General features: G+C 65.5%; 16 protein-coding genes, 1 tRNA gene and 1 pseudogene. 7 read left to right on the forward strand and 11 right to left on the reverse strand.

All coding sequences use genetic code 11. The features are described from left to right. Positions 1–220: 220 nt before the first annotated feature. A pseudogene (locus GJV37_RS29875) lies at positions 221–367 on the reverse strand (hypothetical protein); the annotation flags it as partial. Between the two features lie 178 nt (positions 368–545). On the opposite strand from GJV37_RS29875, the gene GJV37_RS22385 reads away from it, so the two are divergent. The 4 genes from GJV37_RS22385 (at position 546) to GJV37_RS22400 (ending at position 2,305) form a co-directional block, all read left to right on the forward strand. Further along, entirely contained in the window at positions 546–983 is a 438-nt protein-coding gene (locus GJV37_RS22385; protein ID WP_037017399.1) for an anti-virulence regulator CigR family protein, read from the forward strand. A 133-nt stretch (positions 984–1,116) separates the two neighbouring features. After that, positions 1,117–1,743: a GrpB family protein gene (locus GJV37_RS22390; RefSeq protein WP_170858932.1), complete on the forward strand. Its 627-nt coding sequence runs from the start codon at positions 1,117–1,119 to the stop codon at positions 1,741–1,743. 54 nt (positions 1,744–1,797) lie between these two features. Beyond that, complete coding sequence (locus GJV37_RS22395; RefSeq protein ID WP_169936344.1) at positions 1,798–2,001, forward strand: hypothetical protein; 204 nt, start codon at positions 1,798–1,800, stop codon at positions 1,999–2,001. 82 nt (positions 2,002–2,083) lie between these two features. Beyond that, entirely contained in the window at positions 2,084–2,305 is a 222-nt protein-coding gene (locus GJV37_RS22400; protein WP_170858931.1) for a DUF6434 domain-containing protein, read from the forward strand. On the opposite strand, the gene GJV37_RS22405 is transcribed toward GJV37_RS22400, so the two are convergent. Together GJV37_RS22405 and GJV37_RS22410 are read right to left on the reverse strand one after the other, a co-directional pair. Further along, entirely contained in the window at positions 2,302–2,712 is a 411-nt protein-coding gene (locus GJV37_RS22405; protein ID WP_024766189.1) for a hypothetical protein, read from the reverse strand. The two genes, GJV37_RS22400 and GJV37_RS22405, sit on opposite strands and share 4 nt — an antisense overlap. A 103-nt stretch (positions 2,713–2,815) precedes the next feature. Further along, positions 2,816–2,911, reverse strand: a tRNA-Sec gene (locus GJV37_RS22410). Between the two features lie 246 nt (positions 2,912–3,157). On the opposite strand from GJV37_RS22410, the gene GJV37_RS22415 reads away from it, so the two are divergent. Both GJV37_RS22415 and GJV37_RS22420 read left to right on the forward strand, forming a co-directional pair. Beyond that, on the forward strand, positions 3,158–3,628 hold the full coding sequence (locus tag GJV37_RS22415; RefSeq protein WP_037017410.1) for a hypothetical protein: 471 nt from the start codon (positions 3,158–3,160) through the stop codon (positions 3,626–3,628). 65 nt (positions 3,629–3,693) lie between these two features. Continuing rightward, on the forward strand, positions 3,694–5,148 hold the full coding sequence (locus GJV37_RS22420; protein ID WP_170858930.1) for an alpha/beta hydrolase: 1,455 nt from the start codon (positions 3,694–3,696) through the stop codon (positions 5,146–5,148). 300 nt (positions 5,149–5,448) lie between these two features. Here the strand turns inward: GJV37_RS22420 and GJV37_RS29575 are convergent, their stop codons facing one another. The 8 genes from GJV37_RS29575 to fdnG all read right to left on the reverse strand — a co-directional run bounded on the left by GJV37_RS29575 (position 5,449) and on the right by fdnG (position 15,243). Continuing rightward, a complete protein-coding gene (locus GJV37_RS29575) occupies positions 5,449–5,628 on the reverse strand; it encodes a type II toxin-antitoxin system RelE/ParE family toxin (RefSeq protein ID WP_246228415.1) in 180 nt (59 codons plus the stop codon). After that, a complete protein-coding gene (locus tag GJV37_RS22430; protein ID WP_024766185.1) occupies positions 5,625–5,903 on the reverse strand; it encodes a hypothetical protein in 279 nt (92 codons plus the stop codon). The genes GJV37_RS29575 and GJV37_RS22430 overlap by 4 nt, the downstream gene beginning before the upstream one ends. Before the next feature lie 99 nt (positions 5,904–6,002). Beyond that, positions 6,003–7,925, reverse strand: coding sequence for a selenocysteine-specific translation elongation factor (gene selB, locus GJV37_RS22435; protein WP_170858929.1), 1,923 nt, complete (start codon positions 7,923–7,925; stop codon positions 6,003–6,005). After that, complete coding sequence (gene selA, locus GJV37_RS22440; RefSeq protein ID WP_170858928.1) at positions 7,922–9,328, reverse strand: L-seryl-tRNA(Sec) selenium transferase; 1,407 nt, start codon at positions 9,326–9,328, stop codon at positions 7,922–7,924. The genes selB and selA overlap by 4 nt, the downstream gene beginning before the upstream one ends. 154 nt (positions 9,329–9,482) lie before the next feature. Next, positions 9,483–10,415 carry a formate dehydrogenase accessory protein FdhE gene (fdhE, locus tag GJV37_RS22445; RefSeq protein ID WP_170858927.1) on the reverse strand — a complete coding sequence of 311 codons (933 nt, stop codon included), beginning with the start codon at positions 10,413–10,415 and terminating at the stop codon, positions 9,483–9,485. Between the two features lie 126 nt (positions 10,416–10,541). Then, complete coding sequence (locus tag GJV37_RS22450; RefSeq protein ID WP_024766181.1) at positions 10,542–11,168, reverse strand: formate dehydrogenase subunit gamma; 627 nt, start codon at positions 11,166–11,168, stop codon at positions 10,542–10,544. A gap of 56 nt (positions 11,169–11,224) precedes the next feature. Beyond that, entirely contained in the window at positions 11,225–12,157 is a 933-nt protein-coding gene (fdxH, locus tag GJV37_RS22455) for a formate dehydrogenase subunit beta (protein ID WP_084358572.1), read from the reverse strand. 8 nt (positions 12,158–12,165) lie between these two features. Continuing rightward, positions 12,166–15,243 carry a formate dehydrogenase-N subunit alpha gene (gene fdnG, locus GJV37_RS22460; RefSeq protein WP_170858926.1) on the reverse strand — a complete coding sequence of 1,026 codons (3,078 nt, stop codon included), beginning with the start codon at positions 15,241–15,243 and terminating at the stop codon, positions 12,166–12,168. A gap of 520 nt (positions 15,244–15,763) precedes the next feature. On the opposite strand from fdnG, the gene GJV37_RS22465 reads away from it, so the two are divergent. Further along, positions 15,764–17,800, forward strand: coding sequence for an FAD-dependent oxidoreductase (locus GJV37_RS22465; RefSeq protein ID WP_170858925.1), 2,037 nt, complete (start codon positions 15,764–15,766; stop codon positions 17,798–17,800). Positions 17,801–17,869: the final 69 nt, after the last annotated feature.

Below are 17,869 nucleotides of genomic sequence, written 5' to 3' on the forward strand. Positions count from 1 at the left end.
TGTCCTTGGAATGCGCCACCGAGGAAGTCGTCTGGCCGTGGCCCTTGCTGTCGTTCTTGGTGCTGCCGTAGTGATTACCGCTCAGGCCATGGTCGCGGGTGGCCTTGCCGGCATGCTCGCCGCCATCGTTCGCGCCATTGCTGTTGCTGCCGTGGTTACCGCCGGGGCCGCCCTTGCCGCCGCCATGGCCACCACCGTTGCCGCCGGCATTGCCACCGCCGTGACCGCCGCCATTACCACCACCGTTTCCACCACCGCCACCGCCTTTGGCATAGACCGAACCGATCGGCGAGAGGTCGGCGGGCAGCAAGGCTGTCGTGCCGAGTGCGAATGCACAGGCTACCGCAACAACCAGGGACATTTTCATCTTGTTATCGCTCCAGGGGCGGGGGGTTGAGATACCTGTATGACTTGCTGCAGCCCCCGCAGTTCGTGGCCTTCCGACGAAATGCCAGCACGCCGGTACCAACTCCATCGCTGCCGCGGTAGCGTCATAACGGCTACGCTGTACCTCACAGGAACTTAAACAGGGAAGCAACACGGATATGTCCAGACTCAACACCCTCTTGGCTGCCGTCATCGGCTTCACGCTGCTGGGTAGCAGCCCACTGCTATTGGCCGACCCGGGCAAGAACAAGGGGCACGGCAACAACGCTCAGCACGGCAATCGGGGCAACGCCGGCCAGGGCGGCAACAATTGGCAGGGCGGCGGCCCGAGCATCGACGTCAGCGGCGTGCAGGTCATCCTCAACGACAACCGCAACTACTGGAATCCGGGCGCCACGCTACCGCCGGGCATCCAGAAGAACCTCGCGCGCGGCAAGCCTCTGCCACCAGGCATCGCGAAGAAGCTCGACGGCCGCCTGATCGGCCGTCTGCCCCACTACGACGGCTACGAGTGGCAGCAGGCAGGCACCGACCTGCTGCTGGTGACCATCGCCACCGGCGTCATCTACGAAGTGCTGCATAACGTGCTGGATTGATTGGTTTGAGCTGCAGGAGAGGGTGATGCCGCGATCGCGACCACGGGGCGCTCCTGCAGGATTGACTCGGAACTCCGTCGGCCCGATCAGCCTCCAATCCTCGCCCTCCCACCGCTATCGCCGGAGTTTCCACATGAGCCCGCAAGCCCCCGAATTCGACGGCCAGCGCTGGAGCAACGCCGAAGACGACCGCATCGAAGTCGTTGCAGCCGATCCCCACTGGCCACAACGATTCGCCGAGGAAGCCGCCGCCATCGCCCAACAGGTCGAGCTCCCCGGTCTGGGTATCGAGCACATCGGCAGCACCGCCGTACCGGGGATGGATGCCAAGCCGATCATCGACATCCTCCTGCTGCCGCCGCCGGGCAGCGACCCGCACCGGATCATCGAACCGCTGCAAGGGCTGGGTTACCAGTACTGGGCGGAGAATCCCGACACCTCGCGACTGTTCTTCGTCAAAGGCATGCCGCCGCTGGGCAGCGGGCGCACCCATCATGTCCACGTCATGGAGCTGAGCGAAGCCTCGCGGCGACTGCTGTTCCGCGACTGGCTGCGCACCCACCCCGACGACGCCCGACTCTACGCGCAGGTGAAACACGACCTGGCACAGCGCTTCCCCACCGACCGCGACGCCTACACCGAAGGCAAGGACGAGGTCGTCGCGCAGATACTGGGGCGCGCGCTCAACCCGCCGGAGCACCACCGCGACGGCGACGCAGCCCACGGCGGCGAAATCCAGGGGCCGGACAGCCGGCGTTAATCCGCCGTTAATCCAGCCGGCCGAAGCTCGGGGCTCCCCTCAGGAGGAAGTCCCATGCTCAAGCTCTCCGTGGTCACCTTCGCCTGCTTCACCCTGGTCGGCTGCGCCGACGCCCCGCACTACAACCACTTCGGTGCCATCGAATCGCCCGTGCGCGAATCCTTCGGCGAAGACAACCTTGAACGCCAGCCCACCCGCATGCGCCTGCAAAGCGACGATTATTCGGCGCAGCAACAGCGGATGATGTGGGGCCAGTGACGTCGCAACACCTCGGCAGACCGCGCCAGCGGCTGCCGAGTGCGCTATAACGGCAACTCCCCAAGGCACAGGAATCGACGCCATGGCCTTCGACTGGCACAGCGCCCCGATCACCCGGCAGACCCCGCTGGATAGCCACTACCGCAACACCCAGAACGTCCGCCGCTTCATGACCCAGCACTGCGGCGACGACTTCCATTTCGACCGCGCCTTCATGACCTGGATACGCAGCGGCGCGCCAGCGGACATGGGCGCGGTGGTCGATGAGTGGCGGCGGCGCGAGGGCGGCGCGACTACTCGTTAACAACCGATCCACAGAGTAAAGCGGCCGTCGCGAATGGGCATGGCGCCCCGTACAACGCTGTAACGCACGGGCAGGACCCCACCCGCTCCGACGCCCAGACGATCAGCCAGCGCCAGTACTTCTTCGAAGGACACTTCTGGCAGGTACTTGTTGAAGGAGAAACTTTCTCCGCCAATCAGCACCTGCAGCGCGTAGACGTCATCGCGCTCTGCGTCATAAGCCATCAAGCCCTGTAGCTGAGCACCGGACGGTAATCGAAACAATGCGCGAACAAGCAAGGGGCCCAATTGCCCGGCCTGAGTCGCCATCAGCGGGATCAGAAAACATTCTTCCCGTCGCCCATCCTGCAACCGCCAAAGATCGCCCAACTCCAGGTGCTCTTCGGTGAACTGGTCCAGCCTGACCATGGCCAGAGCCCTCCCGACGGCGCAGCCTTGATGATCCCAGGCAGACAATAGCTCATGCCTGCTCAGCCTGTGCCGAGGGCGGAAGAAGTCGAAACCGGGGAATTGGCGGAAGGCAGTGAGAGTCGAACTCACCCAGGAACGGCTGCCGTCCCCCACCGGGTTTGAAGCCCGGCCACGCCACCGGGCGTGATTGCCTTCCCTGGTCAGAAGCCAGCTGCGCGAATGCAGCGGCGAAAGCGGGAGCCCGGATGTTGCCATTGTTGCCACGCTGGATGCCAGCGCAGTGATGCCGCAGCGCTGGCTGGAACGTGACGCCATTCCCCGCAGTCCGTCATACAAATATGGCCAAGTACAATCAAATTGCTATTTACTGGCCAGAAAAAGACGGCAATCTGGCTGCCCGTGCTCTAACCTCGCTAGCAGTAACCCAGGGAGCTACAACGGCATGAAGCCCACTCTACCCATCCTCGAGATTTGCCCACATCAGGGCATCGGCCCGGTCTGTCTGGGCGACACGCGAGCCATGGCGCGCGACGCGCTGGCTGCCGCCGGTTTCCCGCTGGAATCGTCCAACGGGCCAACGGATTACTTCTGCCAGGCGGCGATCCAGGCCGAATGCGATGAGCAAGGGCTGGTCTGGTTCATCGGTATCTCCCAGAACGAGCGATACCTCGCTCGCTACCAGGGTGTGGACGTGTTTTCCCTGTCGGCCGGCGAGCTGTTCTCGTTGATCGCCTCGACGGATGACTCCGGCGCCCACGAATTCACCGACAGTGAGTACCTGTTCCCCGGCCAGATCATCACGTTGTGGGATGCGGACGAACAATACGACCGCCAGGGCAACGAGACGCGCCCCGTCTGGGCCCAGGTGGGCATCGGCAACTCCGCTTATGCCGAAGCGATCGCGGCCATTTGAGCCACTGGCGGACTTTGTGGCGACTGGGGCTCTATGCTTGTCCCGCACGCTGACAAGGGAACTCCATGCTGAACGCCAAACTCACCAGGGCACTGCTCTGGGTAGTCATCGCCATCCTCGCCATCGTCGTACTGGCACTGGGGCTGCGGGTCGCCGCGCTGCGCAACATCCCGCCGCTGGAGCCCTGGCATACCTGGGTACCGAACGACCTGCGCAGCAACGAAATCGACCACCTGGACTGGACCGGTTACCTGGCCGCCGAAGACAGGCTCATGCAGGCCATGCGCAAGGAAATGGCGGCCAGCCTGCAGCCCTTCGAGCGGGTGGCCTACAACCGCTATTTCGATAAGAGCAAGGTCTACCCCGGCCACTTCGCCACCGACTGGAACCGTTCCTACGAGATGCATCCAGCCGGCGAAGTGCGCGGCGCGGCAGTGCTGTTGCATGGGCTGACCGATTCACCCTATAGCCTGCGCCACCTGGGCGAGCACCTGCGGCAACAGGGTTTCGTGGTCATCGCGATCCGCATGCCGGGCCACGGCACGGTACCCGCCGGACTGACCGATGCGGACTGGGAAGACTGGATGGCCGCCACCCGGCTGGCTGTGCGCGAGGCATCGGCGCAATTGCCCAAGGGCGCACCGCTGCTGATGGTGGGCTTCTCCAACGGTGGCGCACTGGCGATGAAGTACAGCCTGGATGCACTGGACGACGCGAGCCTGGTCATGCCGAAGCAACTGGTGCTGATCTCGCCGATGATCGGCGTCACCCGTTACGCCCAGTTCGCCGGGTTCGCCGGTTTGCCAGCGCTATTGCCGGCCTTCGCCAAGGCGGCGTGGCTCAACGTACTCCCGGAGTTCAACCCCTTCAAATACAACTCCTTCCCCATCGCCGCAGCACGCCAGACGGTGGAGTTGACCGACGCTGTCCAGCGCAGTCTGGAGAGCGCCAATCGCCGCGGCAGCCTCGCTCGCCTGCCATCGATCCTCACGTTCCAGTCCCTGGCCGACAGCACCGTCAGCACTCCAGCGGTGATCAGCAACCTGTACGACCGGCTGCCGGACAACGGTAGCGAACTGGTGCTGTTCGACCTCAACCGCTCGCTGAACTACGGCCCACTGCTGCGCCCGGAAATGGCCACACTGGGCGACCGCCTGCTGCCGGAGCGCCAGCGCAACTACGACCTGACGGTAATCTCCAACAGCCCGCTGGGCAGCCAGGTTGCAGCTCTGCATACGCCTGCCCACAGCCAGCGACAAGAGAGCCAGCCGCTAGCGGTAAGCTACCCACCGGAGCTGTTCTCCCTGTCCCACGTGGCGCTGCCCTTCCCGCCCAACGATGCGCTGTATGGCCAGCACCCGGACCCATCGGAAGACTTCGGCATCCACCTGGGCACCCTCACGCCCCGCGGTGAACGGGGCGTACTGATCGTCGGGCTGGACCTGTTCCAGCGCGTGACGTCCAACCCGTTCTATGACTACCTCGTGCAGCGGGTGGATCAGGTTTTGCCATCACGCTAACGCCTGCCCATGTCCGGAAAGGCGGCGGTCAGCTGTCGGTGATGAACCGCCGAATCAGCCAGGAACGCATTGGGCCCACTTCCCGCTAGAGAACAAGGCTATCGAAGGATGCGGGGAATAGAGTGTTCAGAAGGCATCTTCGGCGGTACCAACCGAGCATTGGCGCTAACCGCGCGGCTCACTGTTGATGGCGTTGATCATCGCCCAACGGCGGCCACATCCTGGATGTGTGCACCAGCGCGAGAACCCACAGGACGTCGGCCTCGATCTGATAGACCAGCCGGTAGCTCTCATGGGGGATCAGCTCACGCGTGCCGGGAATTCGGCGGGCTTGCCCATCATCGGGAAGCTCCTGAGCCTGGCGGCGGTAGTGCTGAAAAGGATGTCCATGTGCGCGGCTGCGCCTGGGTTTTCGGAGGCAAGGTATTCCCAGATATCGAGACGATCCTGCTGGGCATCCCGCGTCCAGAAGACCTTCATTTACGCTCGGTTGCCCTTGATCGAAGCGCCGCAAATACCGCCTCGACTTCTTCGTCCGAACGCCCGTCTCCCACAGCCATCGAAGCACGCCCCGCCTCGACCTTGGCCTGCAGATACTCGTCGTAGTCCTGAGCCTGGCGCTGCTGGCGTATGAAATCCCGCATCAGTTCGCGCATGACCTGAGACGCAGGGCGATGAGCCGCCTCGGCGGCGGCCATGAACTCGGCGCGCAACTCGGGTTCGAGCTTCATGGTGAATACGGCTTCTTTGCTCATGGGGGAATTACCTGGTGATGAAAAAGTATATACCTTGTATACACCCACCTCACTGTAGGCGATCCCCGCTGTTCAGTGGAATCCGCTTCCGACCAATAGTCAGGAATTGTCGTCGGACGTGCCCTGCGCCAACGCCGAATCCTCCCTGATCCGTCGCTCATTGCCGAAGCGGCGGGTGAAGCCGATGCGGTCGAAGTACTCCAGCAACTGGATGCAGCGCTTGCGGCCGATGCCGATGCGGTCGCGGAAGGTGGCGGCGCGGATGATGCCGGCTTCGTCGCGCAGTTGCAGGGCGTGGCCGGCCAGTTGGCGCAGGGTCTGCTCGGGGTAGAACAGGTCCTTCACCACCTGGTGCAGTTGGCCCAGGCGGGCGAGCTTGCGCAACAACAGGCGCACGTCGGCCTCCTCCTCCTCCAGCTCCCGAGCCAGGTCGCGTACCCAGGGCGGGTCGAAGGAGCCCGCCAGCAACAGAGGCCAGAGGCGTTCGCGCAGCTTCTCGTCGGCCTCGACCAGTTGTACCCGGTGATCCGGCAAGTGCAGCCAGGGACCGCTGCTGGCAAGCTGCCCGGTCGCCAGCAGGCTTTCCAGCAGGGCGATGAAGACCGTCCGTTCCAGCGAAGAGAAAGCGTAGCGGCGCAAGCGATCACGGTCGGGGCCGAGTTCGTCGGGGGCTTCGGCGTGAAAGCGTTGCAGGGCATCGAGCAGTTGCTGCTGCAGCGCGGACCAGCGCTCGGCGGCGAACAGCCGTGCTCCGAGCCGTGTATGGATCTCAACCAGTTCGCCGGGCAGTTGCCAGCCCTCGCGCGGGCGGTTGAACTGGCGCGCCAAGAGCGCGGGATCGAGGCCATTGCCGGCGTGCGCCAGCAGGGTTGGCAAGGCACCTTCGAGGCTGTCGCCCTGCAGTGCGCGCAACTGCTCCAGGCGCTCCGGGCTGCGCCGATTGCGCGCCGGGGCGAACGGGTCGAGCACGCGGCCGCCGCCAAGGGTGCGTTGCGCGGACTGGTCACGCAGCACCAGGTGGTCGCCGTGTACGGCATGGCTGGGTGCATTCAGCACCAGCTGCGCGAAGGCACGTTCGCCAGGCTGCAGTCGCTCGCCTTCCAGTAGTGCGACGCGGCCGGTGACGTCTTGCGCGCCAAGGTGGACATGCACCGGCGTCCAGTGTGCAAAGGCACGGCTTTCGCCGGGCAGCAACTGCAGGTCGATATCGATGCGCGTGGTGGGTGCGTAAAGCTCCGGGGCGATCAGCCAGTCGCCGCGGTGAATCTTGTCGAGGCTCAGCCGCTCGCCGGCGATATTCACCGCCACCCGCTGGCCGGCGTGGGCCTGCTGCGCTTCGCGGTTCTGTGCATGCAGGCCACGCACGCGAACGCGGCGGCCGGCAGTGCCCAGCAACAGCTCATCGCCGACCTGGACGTGGCCGGCAAAAGCCGTTCCGGTCACGACGATGCCCGCTCCGCTGACGCTGAACGCGCGATCCACCGCCAGGCGGAATCCACCGTTCGCCGCCAGCTCGCGAGTCTCGCGGGCCGCCTCGCGAAGAGCGTCGCGCAGGATGTCGATGCCCTCGCCATTGACGCTGGAAACCGCAATGACCGGTGCACCGGCAAAGGGCCCGGCCGCCAGCAGTTCGTGCAGATCGTCCGTAACCTGCTCCACCCGCTCGGACAGCACGCGGTCGGCCTTGGTCAGCGCAACGATGGCGCGGCGTATCCCGAGCAGTTCGACAATAGCCAGGTGTTCGCGGGTCTGCGGCATCACGCCGTCGTCGGCGGCGACCACCAGCAACACCAGGTCGATGCCGCTGGCGCCGGCGAGCATGTTGTGGACGAAGCGCTCGTGCCCCGGCACGTCGATAAAACCTGTCAACGCACCGTCGCCGAGCTCTGCGTAGACATAGCCCAGGTCGATGGTGATACCGCGCTCGCGTTCGGCCGGGCGGCGGTCGCCTTCGACGCCGGTGAGGGCGCGCAGCAGGGACGTCTTGCCGTGGTCGATGTGCCCGGCGGTGCCGACGATCACGCCTCGCCCTCGGCCAGCAGAGGCAGTTGCCCGACGAAGCCGGGCTCGTCGTCGAGCTGGCGCAGGTCGAGCCACAGCGCGTCGTCGTCAATGCGGCCGAGCACCGGGATCGGCAGGCAGCGCAGGCGCTCTTCAAGGTCCAGCAATGCGCGGCCACGCTGGCGCTTGGGCTGGTTCGGTCGCAGGCACAATGCAGCGCTGGGCAGCCGCGCAACCGGCTGTGCGCCGCTGCCGATCATGCCCAGGGCATCCACGGCGCTGACGCTCCAGCGATCGCCAAGCAGCGCAGCGAAGGCCGGCGCAAGTCGTTGCGCCTGGGTGCGGATATCGGCCTGCGGCCGGCTGAGCAAGCGCAGGCTGGTAAGGCGCTCGGCGAGGCGGTCGGGGTCGCGGTAGAGATTGAGCACGGCCTCCAGCGCGGCAAGGGTCAGCTTGTCCACGCGCAGGGCGCGCTTGAGGGGGTTCTTCTTGATCCGACCGATCAGCTCCCTGCTGCCCAGGATCAGCCCGGCTTGCGGGCCGCCAAGCAACTTGTCGCCGCTGAAGGTGACGATGTCGGCACCGTCGCGCAGAGCCTCCTGCACGGTCGGCTCCTTGGGCAGGCCCCAGCGGGTGAGATCGACCAGGGTGCCGCTGCCCAGATCCTCCAGCAGCGGCAAACCATGGGTGTGGGCGATCTGTGCCAGTTGCGGCGTCGACACGCTGGCAGTGAAGCCCTGCACACTGTAGTTGCTGGTGTGCACGCGCATCAGCAGGCCGGAGCGCGGGCCGATGACGGCTTCGTAGTCCTTGGCGTGGGTGCGGTTGGTGGTGCCGACCTCGACCAGCTTCACCCCGGCGCGGGACATGATATCGGGGATGCGAAAGGCGCCGCCGATCTCGATCAGCTCGCCACGGGAAATGACCCCTTCCTTGCGCGCGCCCAGGCTGTTGAGCGCCAGCAGCACGGCGGCGGCGTTGTTGTTGACCACGGTGACGGCCTCGGCGCCGGTGAGCTCGCGGATCAGCCCGGTGATGAGGTCGTCGCGGTCGCCACGCTTGCCGGTGGCGAGGTCGAATTCGAGGTTGAGCGGGTAGCGCGCCGCCATCGTGATGGCTTCGATGGCCTCCTCCGGCAACAGCGCGCGGCCGAGGTTGGTGTGCAGCACGGTACCGGTGAGGTTGAACACCCGCCGCACGCGGCTGGCGTGGTGCGCGGCGAGGCGTTCGCCGGCACGGCCGGCGAGCACGGACTCTTCCAGCTCGACTGCTGCCAGTTGGCCATGGCGCGCGGGGTCACGCAGCTCGTCTAGCAGGTCGCGCAGGGTCTTGAGCAGGGCCTCACGGCCATAGCGTTGCTGCAAAGGCTGGCAGGCCGGGCTGCGCAGCAGGCGGTCGATGGAGGGCAAACGTACCGAGGTCATGGACGAACCTTAATGCGGAGTCGATGGCTGGAGTCAGTGTAGGGCGCATAACGCGGAACGCGTTATCCGCCGTTGTCGCTCTGCGTTCGTAGGATGGGTGGAGCCTGCGATACCCATGCTGTGCTTGATGGGTATCGCTTCGCTTCACCGCATCCTACGAAGAGCCACCCGGTGCGAGCAGCAGATTCGGTGCGGTGCGCAGATAGCCGTCTTCGGCGAGACGAATGTCCAGGGCGAGGCTGGCCAGGTCGTCCGCCTGGGGTTCCGCGTGCTTGTCGTGCTGCAGGTAGAACTGCTTGAGGTAGGACTGGCAGCCAGGGCAGGTTTCGGCCTTGAGCGGCGCCTGGTCGCTGGCCACGCCTTCGCGCTGCAATGAGTAGTAGGCCAGCCCCTTGCTCTCGGCGCAGTGGCTGCACTTCACGCGCACGTAGTGCCATTCGCAGGAGCACAGCGAGCAGGCCAGATAACGCAGCCCGGCGTGCTTGCCCTGGTGGCGGATCATCCCGGCCACCGGCGGCGCACCGCAGGCCGGGCAGAGGGCCTGGCTGTCGGTTTCCACCAGGGTGTCTTCCGGCAGTTGCAGCAGCCACTGGCTGAAGGCGACCTGCAGTACGGCGCCGAGGAAGGGCACCAGGGCTGGCGGCAGCAGGTCGAACTGGCCGTTGAGCAGGCCCAGTGCCCAGGCCTTGCGCTGGCCGGAGTCGGCGTTGCGCAGTGTCTTCAGCGCCTCGACCACGGCCGGGTTGGCGGTGAGCTCATAGGCATCGAGGAAAGCATCCAGCAGCGGCAGCCACGCACCTTCGCGCACCAGGACTTCGTAGGCCAGCGGCGGCATGCGGTGTTCCTGGCTGCGGGCCAGCGCGGCGGCATCCGGCGTGGGCAGGAACAGCTTGCGGTCCAGCAGCACCTGCTGAGCGTCGCAGACCCCGGCAATCAGCTCCAGGTAGCCCTGCAGCGGATTATCCGGTGCCAGTTCGCGCAGGCGTGCGGCGCGGCGGGAGAACAGGCCTTGGAGAGGGAGATTGAACAGCGGCGGGATGTTTGCGGCAGCTTCGATCTGCCCAGGTTCAAGAATTCGGCCTGACACGCAGGACTCCTTGTTGGGTTCGGAGCGGGGCCTGAATAGCCCCTCTCCCTAGCCCTCTCCCGGAAGAGAGAGGGGATGGTTCGTGCCGGCGAGTGCACTGGCCTCAGCCGGCGATTACGTCGAGGGTCAGTGGCCCTTGCCCTTGTCCACGTCCTTGAGCCAGGCAGCGTGGTGCTTGCGCGCCCAGCCGCGGCTGACCCAGCCGTAGAGCATGGCGCCCATCGAACCCTTCACCCAGAGGCCGGCGTAGATGTGCACCAGGATGCTGCAGATGAGTACGAAGGCGGCGAAGGCATGCAGCAGCGAGGCGATGCGGATGATGTCGATGCCGAAGAAGTGGCTGAAGTACGCCCGCCACATCACGAAGCCGGTCACCAGCAGCACCAGCATGCACAGCAGCAGGGTCCAGAACAGCAGCTTCTGCCCGGCGTTGTAGCGCCCGACCTCGGGGAGGTTCTCCTCGCGGTTGGTCACCACGTCGCGCCATTGTTTCAGCCACTGCACATCGCGCTTTTCCACCAGGTTGTGGTGGGCGAAGCGGATCACCAGGCCGAGGAAGAACAGGAACATCGCCACCCCGAGGAAGGGATGGAGAATGCGCGTCCACGGCCCGCCGCCGAACAGGTTGGTCAGCCAGAACATGGCCGGATGGAACAGCGCCAGCCCCGAGAGGCCGGCGAGGAAGAACAGAATGGCCACCATCCAGTGGTTGCTCCGTTCGTTGGCGTTGTAACGCTGGATATCTTTTTTCATGTCGTCGGGCTCCTTGCTGCCCTTTTCCGCCCCCCCGCGAGGAGGGCGGACGTCAGTCAGCGGGGATCGCGCGGATCATAGTCATGCACCGATGGGTCGACCTTGTGCACCGGCGCCTGCGGGTCGGGGCCGTCTTCCTCGTCCTCCTCGACCCGGTTGGGGCCGATGCGGGTGTAGTGGAAGAACCCGGCCAGCACCACGCCGGCCATGGCCAGCAGGCCCAGCGGCTTGGTCAGGCCTTTCCACAGGCTGACCAGCGGGCTGATCGCCGGTTTGTCGGGCAACCCGGCATACAGCGACGGCTGGTCGGCATGGTGCAGCACGTACATCACGTGCGTGCCGCCGACGCCTTCGGGGTCATACAGACCCGCGTGCTCGAAGCCACGGGACTTCAGGTCGACGATGCGCTCGGCAGCGTGTTCCTTCATGTCCTCCTTGGTACCGAAGACGATGGCGCCGGTCGGACAGGTCTTCACGCAGGCCGGCTCCATGCCCACGGCCACGCGGTCGGAACACAGGGTGCACTTGTACGCCTTGTGGTCCTTCTGCGAGATCCGCGGGATGTTGAACGGGCAGCCGGTGATGCAGTAGCCGCAGCCGATGCAGTGGTCCTGGTTGAAGTCGACGATGCCGTTGGCGTACTTCACGATCGCCCCAGGGCTCGGGCAGGCCTTCAGGCAACCCGGCTCCTCGCAATGCATGCAGCCGTCCTTGCGGATCAGCCACTCGAGGTTGCCGTTGGGGTTCTCGTGCTCGGTGAAGCGCATGACCGTCCAGGACTGGTCCGTCAGGTCGATCGGGTTGTCGTAGGTACCGTGGTTGTGGCCCACCTCGTCGCGCAGCTCGTTCCATTCCGAGCAGGCGACCTGGCAGGCCTTGCAACCGATGCACTTGGACACGTCGATCAGCTTGGCCACTTCCTCCTCGTGCCGCACCGAGGGCGACGGCAAGGTGGTGGCGGAGCGGGCGTAGATGTCTTGGCTACTCATGGGTCACCTCACGCCTTTTCCACGTTGACGAGGAAGGACTTGAACTCCGGCGTCTGCGTGTTCCCGTCACCCACGAAGGGGGTCAGGGTGTTGGTCAGGTAGCCGTTGCGCGCCACGCCGGAGAAGCCCCAGTGCAGGGGAATGCCCACATGGTGCACGGTCTGGCCGTTGACCTGCAGCGGACGGATGCGCTTGGTCACCACCGCCACCGCCTTGATGAAGCCGCGGTTGGAGGACACCTTCACGCGGTCGCCGGCCTTGATGCCGATTTCCTTGGCCAACGCCTCGCCGATCTCGACGAACTGCTCCGGCTGGACGATGGCATTCAGGCGGCAATGCTTGGTCCAGAAGTGGAAGTGCTCGGTGAGCCGGTAGGTGGTCGCGGCGTACGGAAATTCCTTCGCCGTGCCGAACAGCTCCATGTCGTTCTTGAACACCCGCGCCGCCGGGCTGCTGATCGCCTGCGGGTTCTTGTGCAGCGGGTTGACGCCGATCGGCGTCTCGAACGGCTCGTAGTGCTCGGGGAACGGGCCCTCGGCCATCTTGTCGACGGCGAAGAAGCGCGCCACGCCTTCGGGGTTCATGATGAACGGGTTCATCCCCGCTTCCGGCGCCGAGTCGGGCTTGAAGTCCGGGATGTCGGTGCCGCCCCAGGCCTTGCCGTTCCACCACACCAGACGTTTCTTCAGCGGGTCCCACGGCTTGCCGCTGACGTCGGCCGAGGCGCGGTTGTAGAGGATGCGCCGGTTGGCCGGCCACGCCCAGGCCCAGCCCAGGGTCTGGCCCATGGCATAGGGGTCGCTGTTGTCGCGGCGGCCCATCTGGTTGCCCTGCTGCGTCCAGGAGCCGGCGAAGATCCAGCAGCCACTGGCAGTACTGCCGTCGTCACGCAGCAGCGCAAAGCCGGGCAACTGCTCGCCCGCCTTCGCCAGTACCATGCCATTGGCGGGGTCGACGAGGTCGGCCAGTGCCTTGCCGTTGTACTCCTTGGCGATCTCCTCCGGAGTCGGTTCGTCGGGCGTCAGGTACGGCCAGTCCAGGCCCAGGATCGGGTCTGGGAACTTGCCGCCGTCCTTGCGATAGGCTTCGCGCAGGCGATGCAGCAGGCCGCTCATGATGGCGATGTCGGTGCGCGCTTCACCCGGCGGCTCGGCGCCCTTCCAGTGCCATTGCAGCCAGCGGCCGGAGTTGACGATGGAGCCGTCCTCCTCGGCGAAACAACTGGTGGGCAGGCGGAACACCGTGGTCTGGATGGCCTTGGTGTCGACGTCGTTGTGCTCGCCGGCATTGCGCCAGAACTCGGAAGTTTCGGTGGCCAGCGGGTCCATCACCACCATCCACTTCAGCTTGGCCAGCGCAGCGCTGACTTTGGCCTTGTTGGGGAACGAGGCGATGGGATTGAAGCCCTGGCAGAAGTAACCGTTGACCTTGCCCTGGTACATCATGTCGAAGTAGCGCAGCACGTCGTAGCCGGCGCCGGGCATGTCCAGCTTGGGCAGCCAGTCGTAGCACCAGTTGTTTTCCTTGGTCGCGGATTTGCCGAACCAGGATTTCATCAGGCTGACGTGGAACTTGGGATAGTTCTGCCAATAGGACAACTGCCCCGGACGCAGCGGCTTGGACGTACGCTTGGCGAGGTAAGCGGTGAAGTCCTGCTCGGCATCGCCGGCCAGGGTCATGTAGCCGGGCAGCGAGTTGGACAGCAGCCCGAGGTCGGTCAGGCCCTGGATGTTGGAGTGACCGCGCAGGGCGTTCATGCCGCCGCCGGGCATACCGATGTTGCCCAGCAGCAGTTGGACCATCGCGCCGGTACGGATCATCTGCGCGCCCACCGAGTGCTGGGTCCAGCCCAGGGCGTACATGATGGTCATCACCTTGCCCGGTGCGGCGGTGGTGGATATCTCCTCCCACACCTTGAGCATCATGTCCTTGGGCGTGCCACAGATGTTGCTCACCACGTCCGGCGTATAGCGGCTGTAGTGCTGCTTCATCAGGTTGAACACGCAGCGCGGGTGCGTCAGGGTCGGGTCGACCTTGGCGAAACCGTCCTCGCCCAGTTCGTACTGCCAGGACGATTTGTCCGGATAGGTGCGCTTCTCCGCGTCGTAGCCGTTGAACAGGCCGTCGTCGAAGCCGAAGCCTTCCTTCACGATGAAGGAGACGTCGGTGTAGTTGTGCACGTATTCCTTCTGGTACCTGTCGTTTTCCAGCAGGTAGTTGATCAGTCCGCCGAGGAAGGCGATGTCCGTGCCGGTGCGGATGGGCGCGTAGTAGTCGGCCACCGAAGCGGAACGGGTGAATCTTGGGTCGACCACCAGCAGGCGCGCCTTGTTGTGCGCCTTGGCTTCGGTCACCCACTTGAAGCCGCACGGATGCGCTTCAGCGGCGTTTCCGCCCATGATCAGAATCAGATCGGCATTCTTGATGTCGGTCCAATGGTTGGTCATGGCGCCACGGCCAAACGTCGGGGCAAGACTTGCCACCGTCGGGCCGTGTCAGACACGCGCTTGGTTGTCGAATGCCAGCAGTCCCAGGGAACGCATCACCTTGTGGGTGATGTAGCCCGCTTCGTTGGAAGACGCCGACGCGGCCAGGAAGCCGGTGGTCAGCCAGCGGTTCACCGTCTGGCCCTGGGCGTTCTTCTCGATGAAGTTGGCGTCACGATCTTCCTTCACCAGTTTGGCGATGCGGTCCAGCGCCTCGTCCCAGCCGATGCGCTTCCACTCGCTCGAACCCGCTTCGCGAATCTGCGGGTACTTCAGGCGATTGGGGCTGTGGACGAAATCGAGCAGGCCGGCGCCCTTTGGGCAAAGCGTGCCGCGGTTGACCGGGTGATCGGAATCACCCTCGATGTGGATGATGTTCTGCGAGACGTTCTTCGCCGCATCACCCTGGCTGTACATGAGGATGCCGCAGCCCACCGAGCAGTACGGGCAGGTGTTGCGGGTCTCGACGGTGCGCGCAAGCTTGAAATGGCGGATCTGGTCGGCGAATGCATCCGGGGGTGCCATCCCGAGTGCCGCCAGGCTCGATCCTCCAAGGCCCACGGCGCAGACCTTGAAAAATTGCCGACGGTTCATATCCATCGTGCGTCTCCTGATCAGGCAGCGTACGTCCGGTGCATGGCCGGACCCTTGCTGCTTAAAAGATAGCCAAGCGGACGCAATGCGCCAGCTTTGAGCGGGGCAGACCATGCACGCGGAGACTTTGCGGCGCATTGACGCGCGTCAGTGCGTCACTCAGAACGGACTGGCGAGTACCCCTAAATGGGCAACGGGCGGGTAGGCGCAGGAGATAGAGGCCCCATCGAAACGACAGGCGGACTGCGCGCGATCCGGCTGGAGGGTTTCGTGCAGTCCGAGCAGGGCCACACCGATGAGGGCAACAAGCAGGTAATGGCGCGCATGTCTTGTTCTTATCGCTTTCATGACGACCTCCGTCACTTCAGCCAGCGTTCGGGGCACGAAGCCCTGCCATGGGACAAGTCTGGAACCTGTGGCCAGTCTGTCAAATCGAAACGCTTGACCGAAATGCCCGAACGGAACGGCAGCCGGGCCGTTAACCGACCCACCGCCGGCCCATTAGGGTGGCAGGACCTGATTGCCCATGAGTGCTTCCATGCCGTCCGCCGCCTCGCCTTTTCCTCACCTGCTCGCCCCGCTCGACCTGGGCGCCCTCCAGCTACGCAACCGCGTGGTGATGGGCTCGATGCATACCGGGCTGGAAGATCGCCTCTGGGACTTCGGCAAGCTCGCCGCCTACTATCGAGAGCGCGCGCGCGGCGGCGTCGGTCTGATCATCACTGGCGGCTTCGCCCCCAACCGCGAAGGCTGGCTGCTGCCGCTGGGCAGCAGCCTGACCAGCGGCCTGCAGGTGCCGGCGCACCGCCGCCTGACTCAGGCGGTGCACCGCGAGGGCGGGCGCATCCTCCTGCAGATCCTCCATGCCGGGCGCTACGGTTATCACCCGCTGGTGGTCTCGGCCTCGCCGCTGAAATCGCCAATCAGCTGGTTCGCCCCGCGCGAGCTCTCCGAGCGCGGCATCCTGCGGACCATCGCCGCCTTCGTGCGCTGCGCGAAGCTCGCCCACGCCGCCGGCTACGACGGCGTGGAGATCATGGGCAGCGAGGGCTACCTGCTGAACCAGTTTCTCTGCCCACGCACCAACCAGCGCCAGGACCGCTGGGGTGGCGACCTGGGCAACCGCATGCGCCTGCCGCTGGAGATCGTGCGCCGCACGCGTCGCGCGCTGGGCGAACGCTTCGTCATCAGCTACCGCCTGTCGCTGCTCGACCTGGTGGAAGGCGGCAACAACTGGGACGAAGTCCGCACCGTTGCACGAGCCCTCGAAGGCGCGGGGATCGACCTGCTCAACACCGGCGTCGGCTGGCACGAATCGCGGGTGCCGACCATCGTCACCTCGGTGCCGCGCGCCGCCTTCGCCGACGTCACCGCACGCCTGCGCCGTGAGTTGCGCGTGCCGGTGATCGCCAGCAACCGCATCAACACGCCGGAAGTCGCCGAGCGGCTGCTCGCCGAGGGCCACGCCGACCTGGTCTCCATGGCCCGGCCGCTGCTGGCCGACCCACAGTTCGTGGAGAAGGCCGCTGCCGGCCGCGCGGACTCGATCAACACCTGCATCGCCTGCAACCAGGCCTGCCTGGACCACGCCTTTGCCAATCGCCGCGCCAGTTGCCTGGTCAACCCGCGTGCAGCCTTCGAGACCGAACTGCGTTACCGCAAGGCGCGCGTCCACAAACGCATCGCGGTGATCGGCGCGGGACCGGCCGGGTTGTCCGCCGCCTGCGTCGCCGCCGAGCGCGGCCATCGCGTGACACTGTTCGAGGCTGCCGGGGAGATCGGCGGGCAGTTCAACCTGGCCAAGCGCGTGCCGGGCAAGGAGGAATTCCACGAGACATTGCGCTACTTCGCCGTGCGACTGGGCGAGCTGGGCGTCCAGGTGCAACTGGGCCGGCGTATCCAGCGCGGCGAACTGAGCGGCGAGTACGACGAGGTGATAGTCGCCACCGGCATCCAGCCGCGCACGCCGTCGATCCCGTGCATCGCCCACGCCAAGGTGCTGAGCTACCTCGACGTGCTGCGCGGCGCACCGGTGGGCGCGAAGGTCGCACTGATCGGCGCCGGCGGCATCGGCTTCGACGTCGCCAGCTTCCTGCTGACCGACCGCGATGGGCCGCAACCGCTGGGCGAATGGCTCGGCCAGTGGGGCATCGATCTGGACAATGCCACGGGTGGCGGGCTGATCCCGCCGGTCGCCGCCGCTCCCCGCCGGCAGCTCTGGCTGCTGCAGCGCAAGGCCGGGCAACCGGGAGCCGGGCTGGGCAAGACCAGCGGCTGGGTGCACCGCGCCCACCTCAGGCATCACGGTGTACGAATGCTTGGCGGCGTCGAGTACCTGCGCATCGATGATGAAGGCCTGCACATCCGCATCGATGGCGAAGAGCAATGCCTGGCCGTCGACAATGTGGTGATCTGCGCCGGCCAGGAACCCCTGCTGGAACTGCAACCGACACTGGCGGCGGAGAACCTGCGCTACCACGTCATCGGCGGCGCCAGCGTGGCGCGGGAGCTGGATGCCAAACGGGCCATCCGCGAGGGCGCCGAACTGGCCGCGCGGTTGTAGGACGTGCGCCCGGCAAGTGAAGACTTCCCACAAGTATCTCAGCTAGGGAGACTGTAATCTGTTAGATTA

Source organism: Pseudomonas nitroreducens (assembly GCF_010994165.1).
GTDB classification, from domain to species: domain Bacteria; phylum Pseudomonadota; class Gammaproteobacteria; order Pseudomonadales; family Pseudomonadaceae; genus Pseudomonas; species Pseudomonas nitroreducens.

What these genes read in the sequence shown, in the direction of transcription:
- GJV37_RS22385 (WP_037017399.1), top strand. Translation starts at nt 546, where the DNA reads ATGTCCAGACTCAACACCCTCTTGGCTGCCGTCATCGGCTTCACGCTG.
- GJV37_RS22390 (WP_170858932.1), top strand. Translation starts at nt 1,117, where the DNA reads ATGAGCCCGCAAGCCCCCGAATTCGACGGCCAGCGCTGGAGCAACGCC.
- GJV37_RS22395 (WP_169936344.1), top strand. Translation starts at nt 1,798, where the DNA reads ATGCTCAAGCTCTCCGTGGTCACCTTCGCCTGCTTCACCCTGGTCGGC.
- GJV37_RS22400 (WP_170858931.1), top strand. Translation starts at nt 2,084, where the DNA reads ATGGCCTTCGACTGGCACAGCGCCCCGATCACCCGGCAGACCCCGCTG.
- GJV37_RS22405 (WP_024766189.1), bottom strand. Translation starts at nt 2,712, where the DNA reads ATGGTCAGGCTGGACCAGTTCACCGAAGAGCACCTGGAGTTGGGCGAT.
- GJV37_RS22415 (WP_037017410.1), top strand. Translation starts at nt 3,158, where the DNA reads ATGAAGCCCACTCTACCCATCCTCGAGATTTGCCCACATCAGGGCATC.
- GJV37_RS22420 (WP_170858930.1), top strand. Translation starts at nt 3,694, where the DNA reads ATGCTGAACGCCAAACTCACCAGGGCACTGCTCTGGGTAGTCATCGCC.
- GJV37_RS29575 (WP_246228415.1), bottom strand. Translation starts at nt 5,628, where the DNA reads ATGAAGGTCTTCTGGACGCGGGATGCCCAGCAGGATCGTCTCGATATC.
- GJV37_RS22430 (WP_024766185.1), bottom strand. Translation starts at nt 5,903, where the DNA reads ATGAGCAAAGAAGCCGTATTCACCATGAAGCTCGAACCCGAGTTGCGC.
- selA (WP_170858928.1), bottom strand. Translation starts at nt 9,328, where the DNA reads ATGACCTCGGTACGTTTGCCCTCCATCGACCGCCTGCTGCGCAGCCCG.
- GJV37_RS22450 (WP_024766181.1), bottom strand. Translation starts at nt 11,168, where the DNA reads ATGAAAAAAGATATCCAGCGTTACAACGCCAACGAACGGAGCAACCAC.
- fdxH (WP_084358572.1), bottom strand. Translation starts at nt 12,157, where the DNA reads ATGAGTAGCCAAGACATCTACGCCCGCTCCGCCACCACCTTGCCGTCG.
- GJV37_RS22465 (WP_170858925.1), top strand. Translation starts at nt 15,764, where the DNA reads ATGAGTGCTTCCATGCCGTCCGCCGCCTCGCCTTTTCCTCACCTGCTC.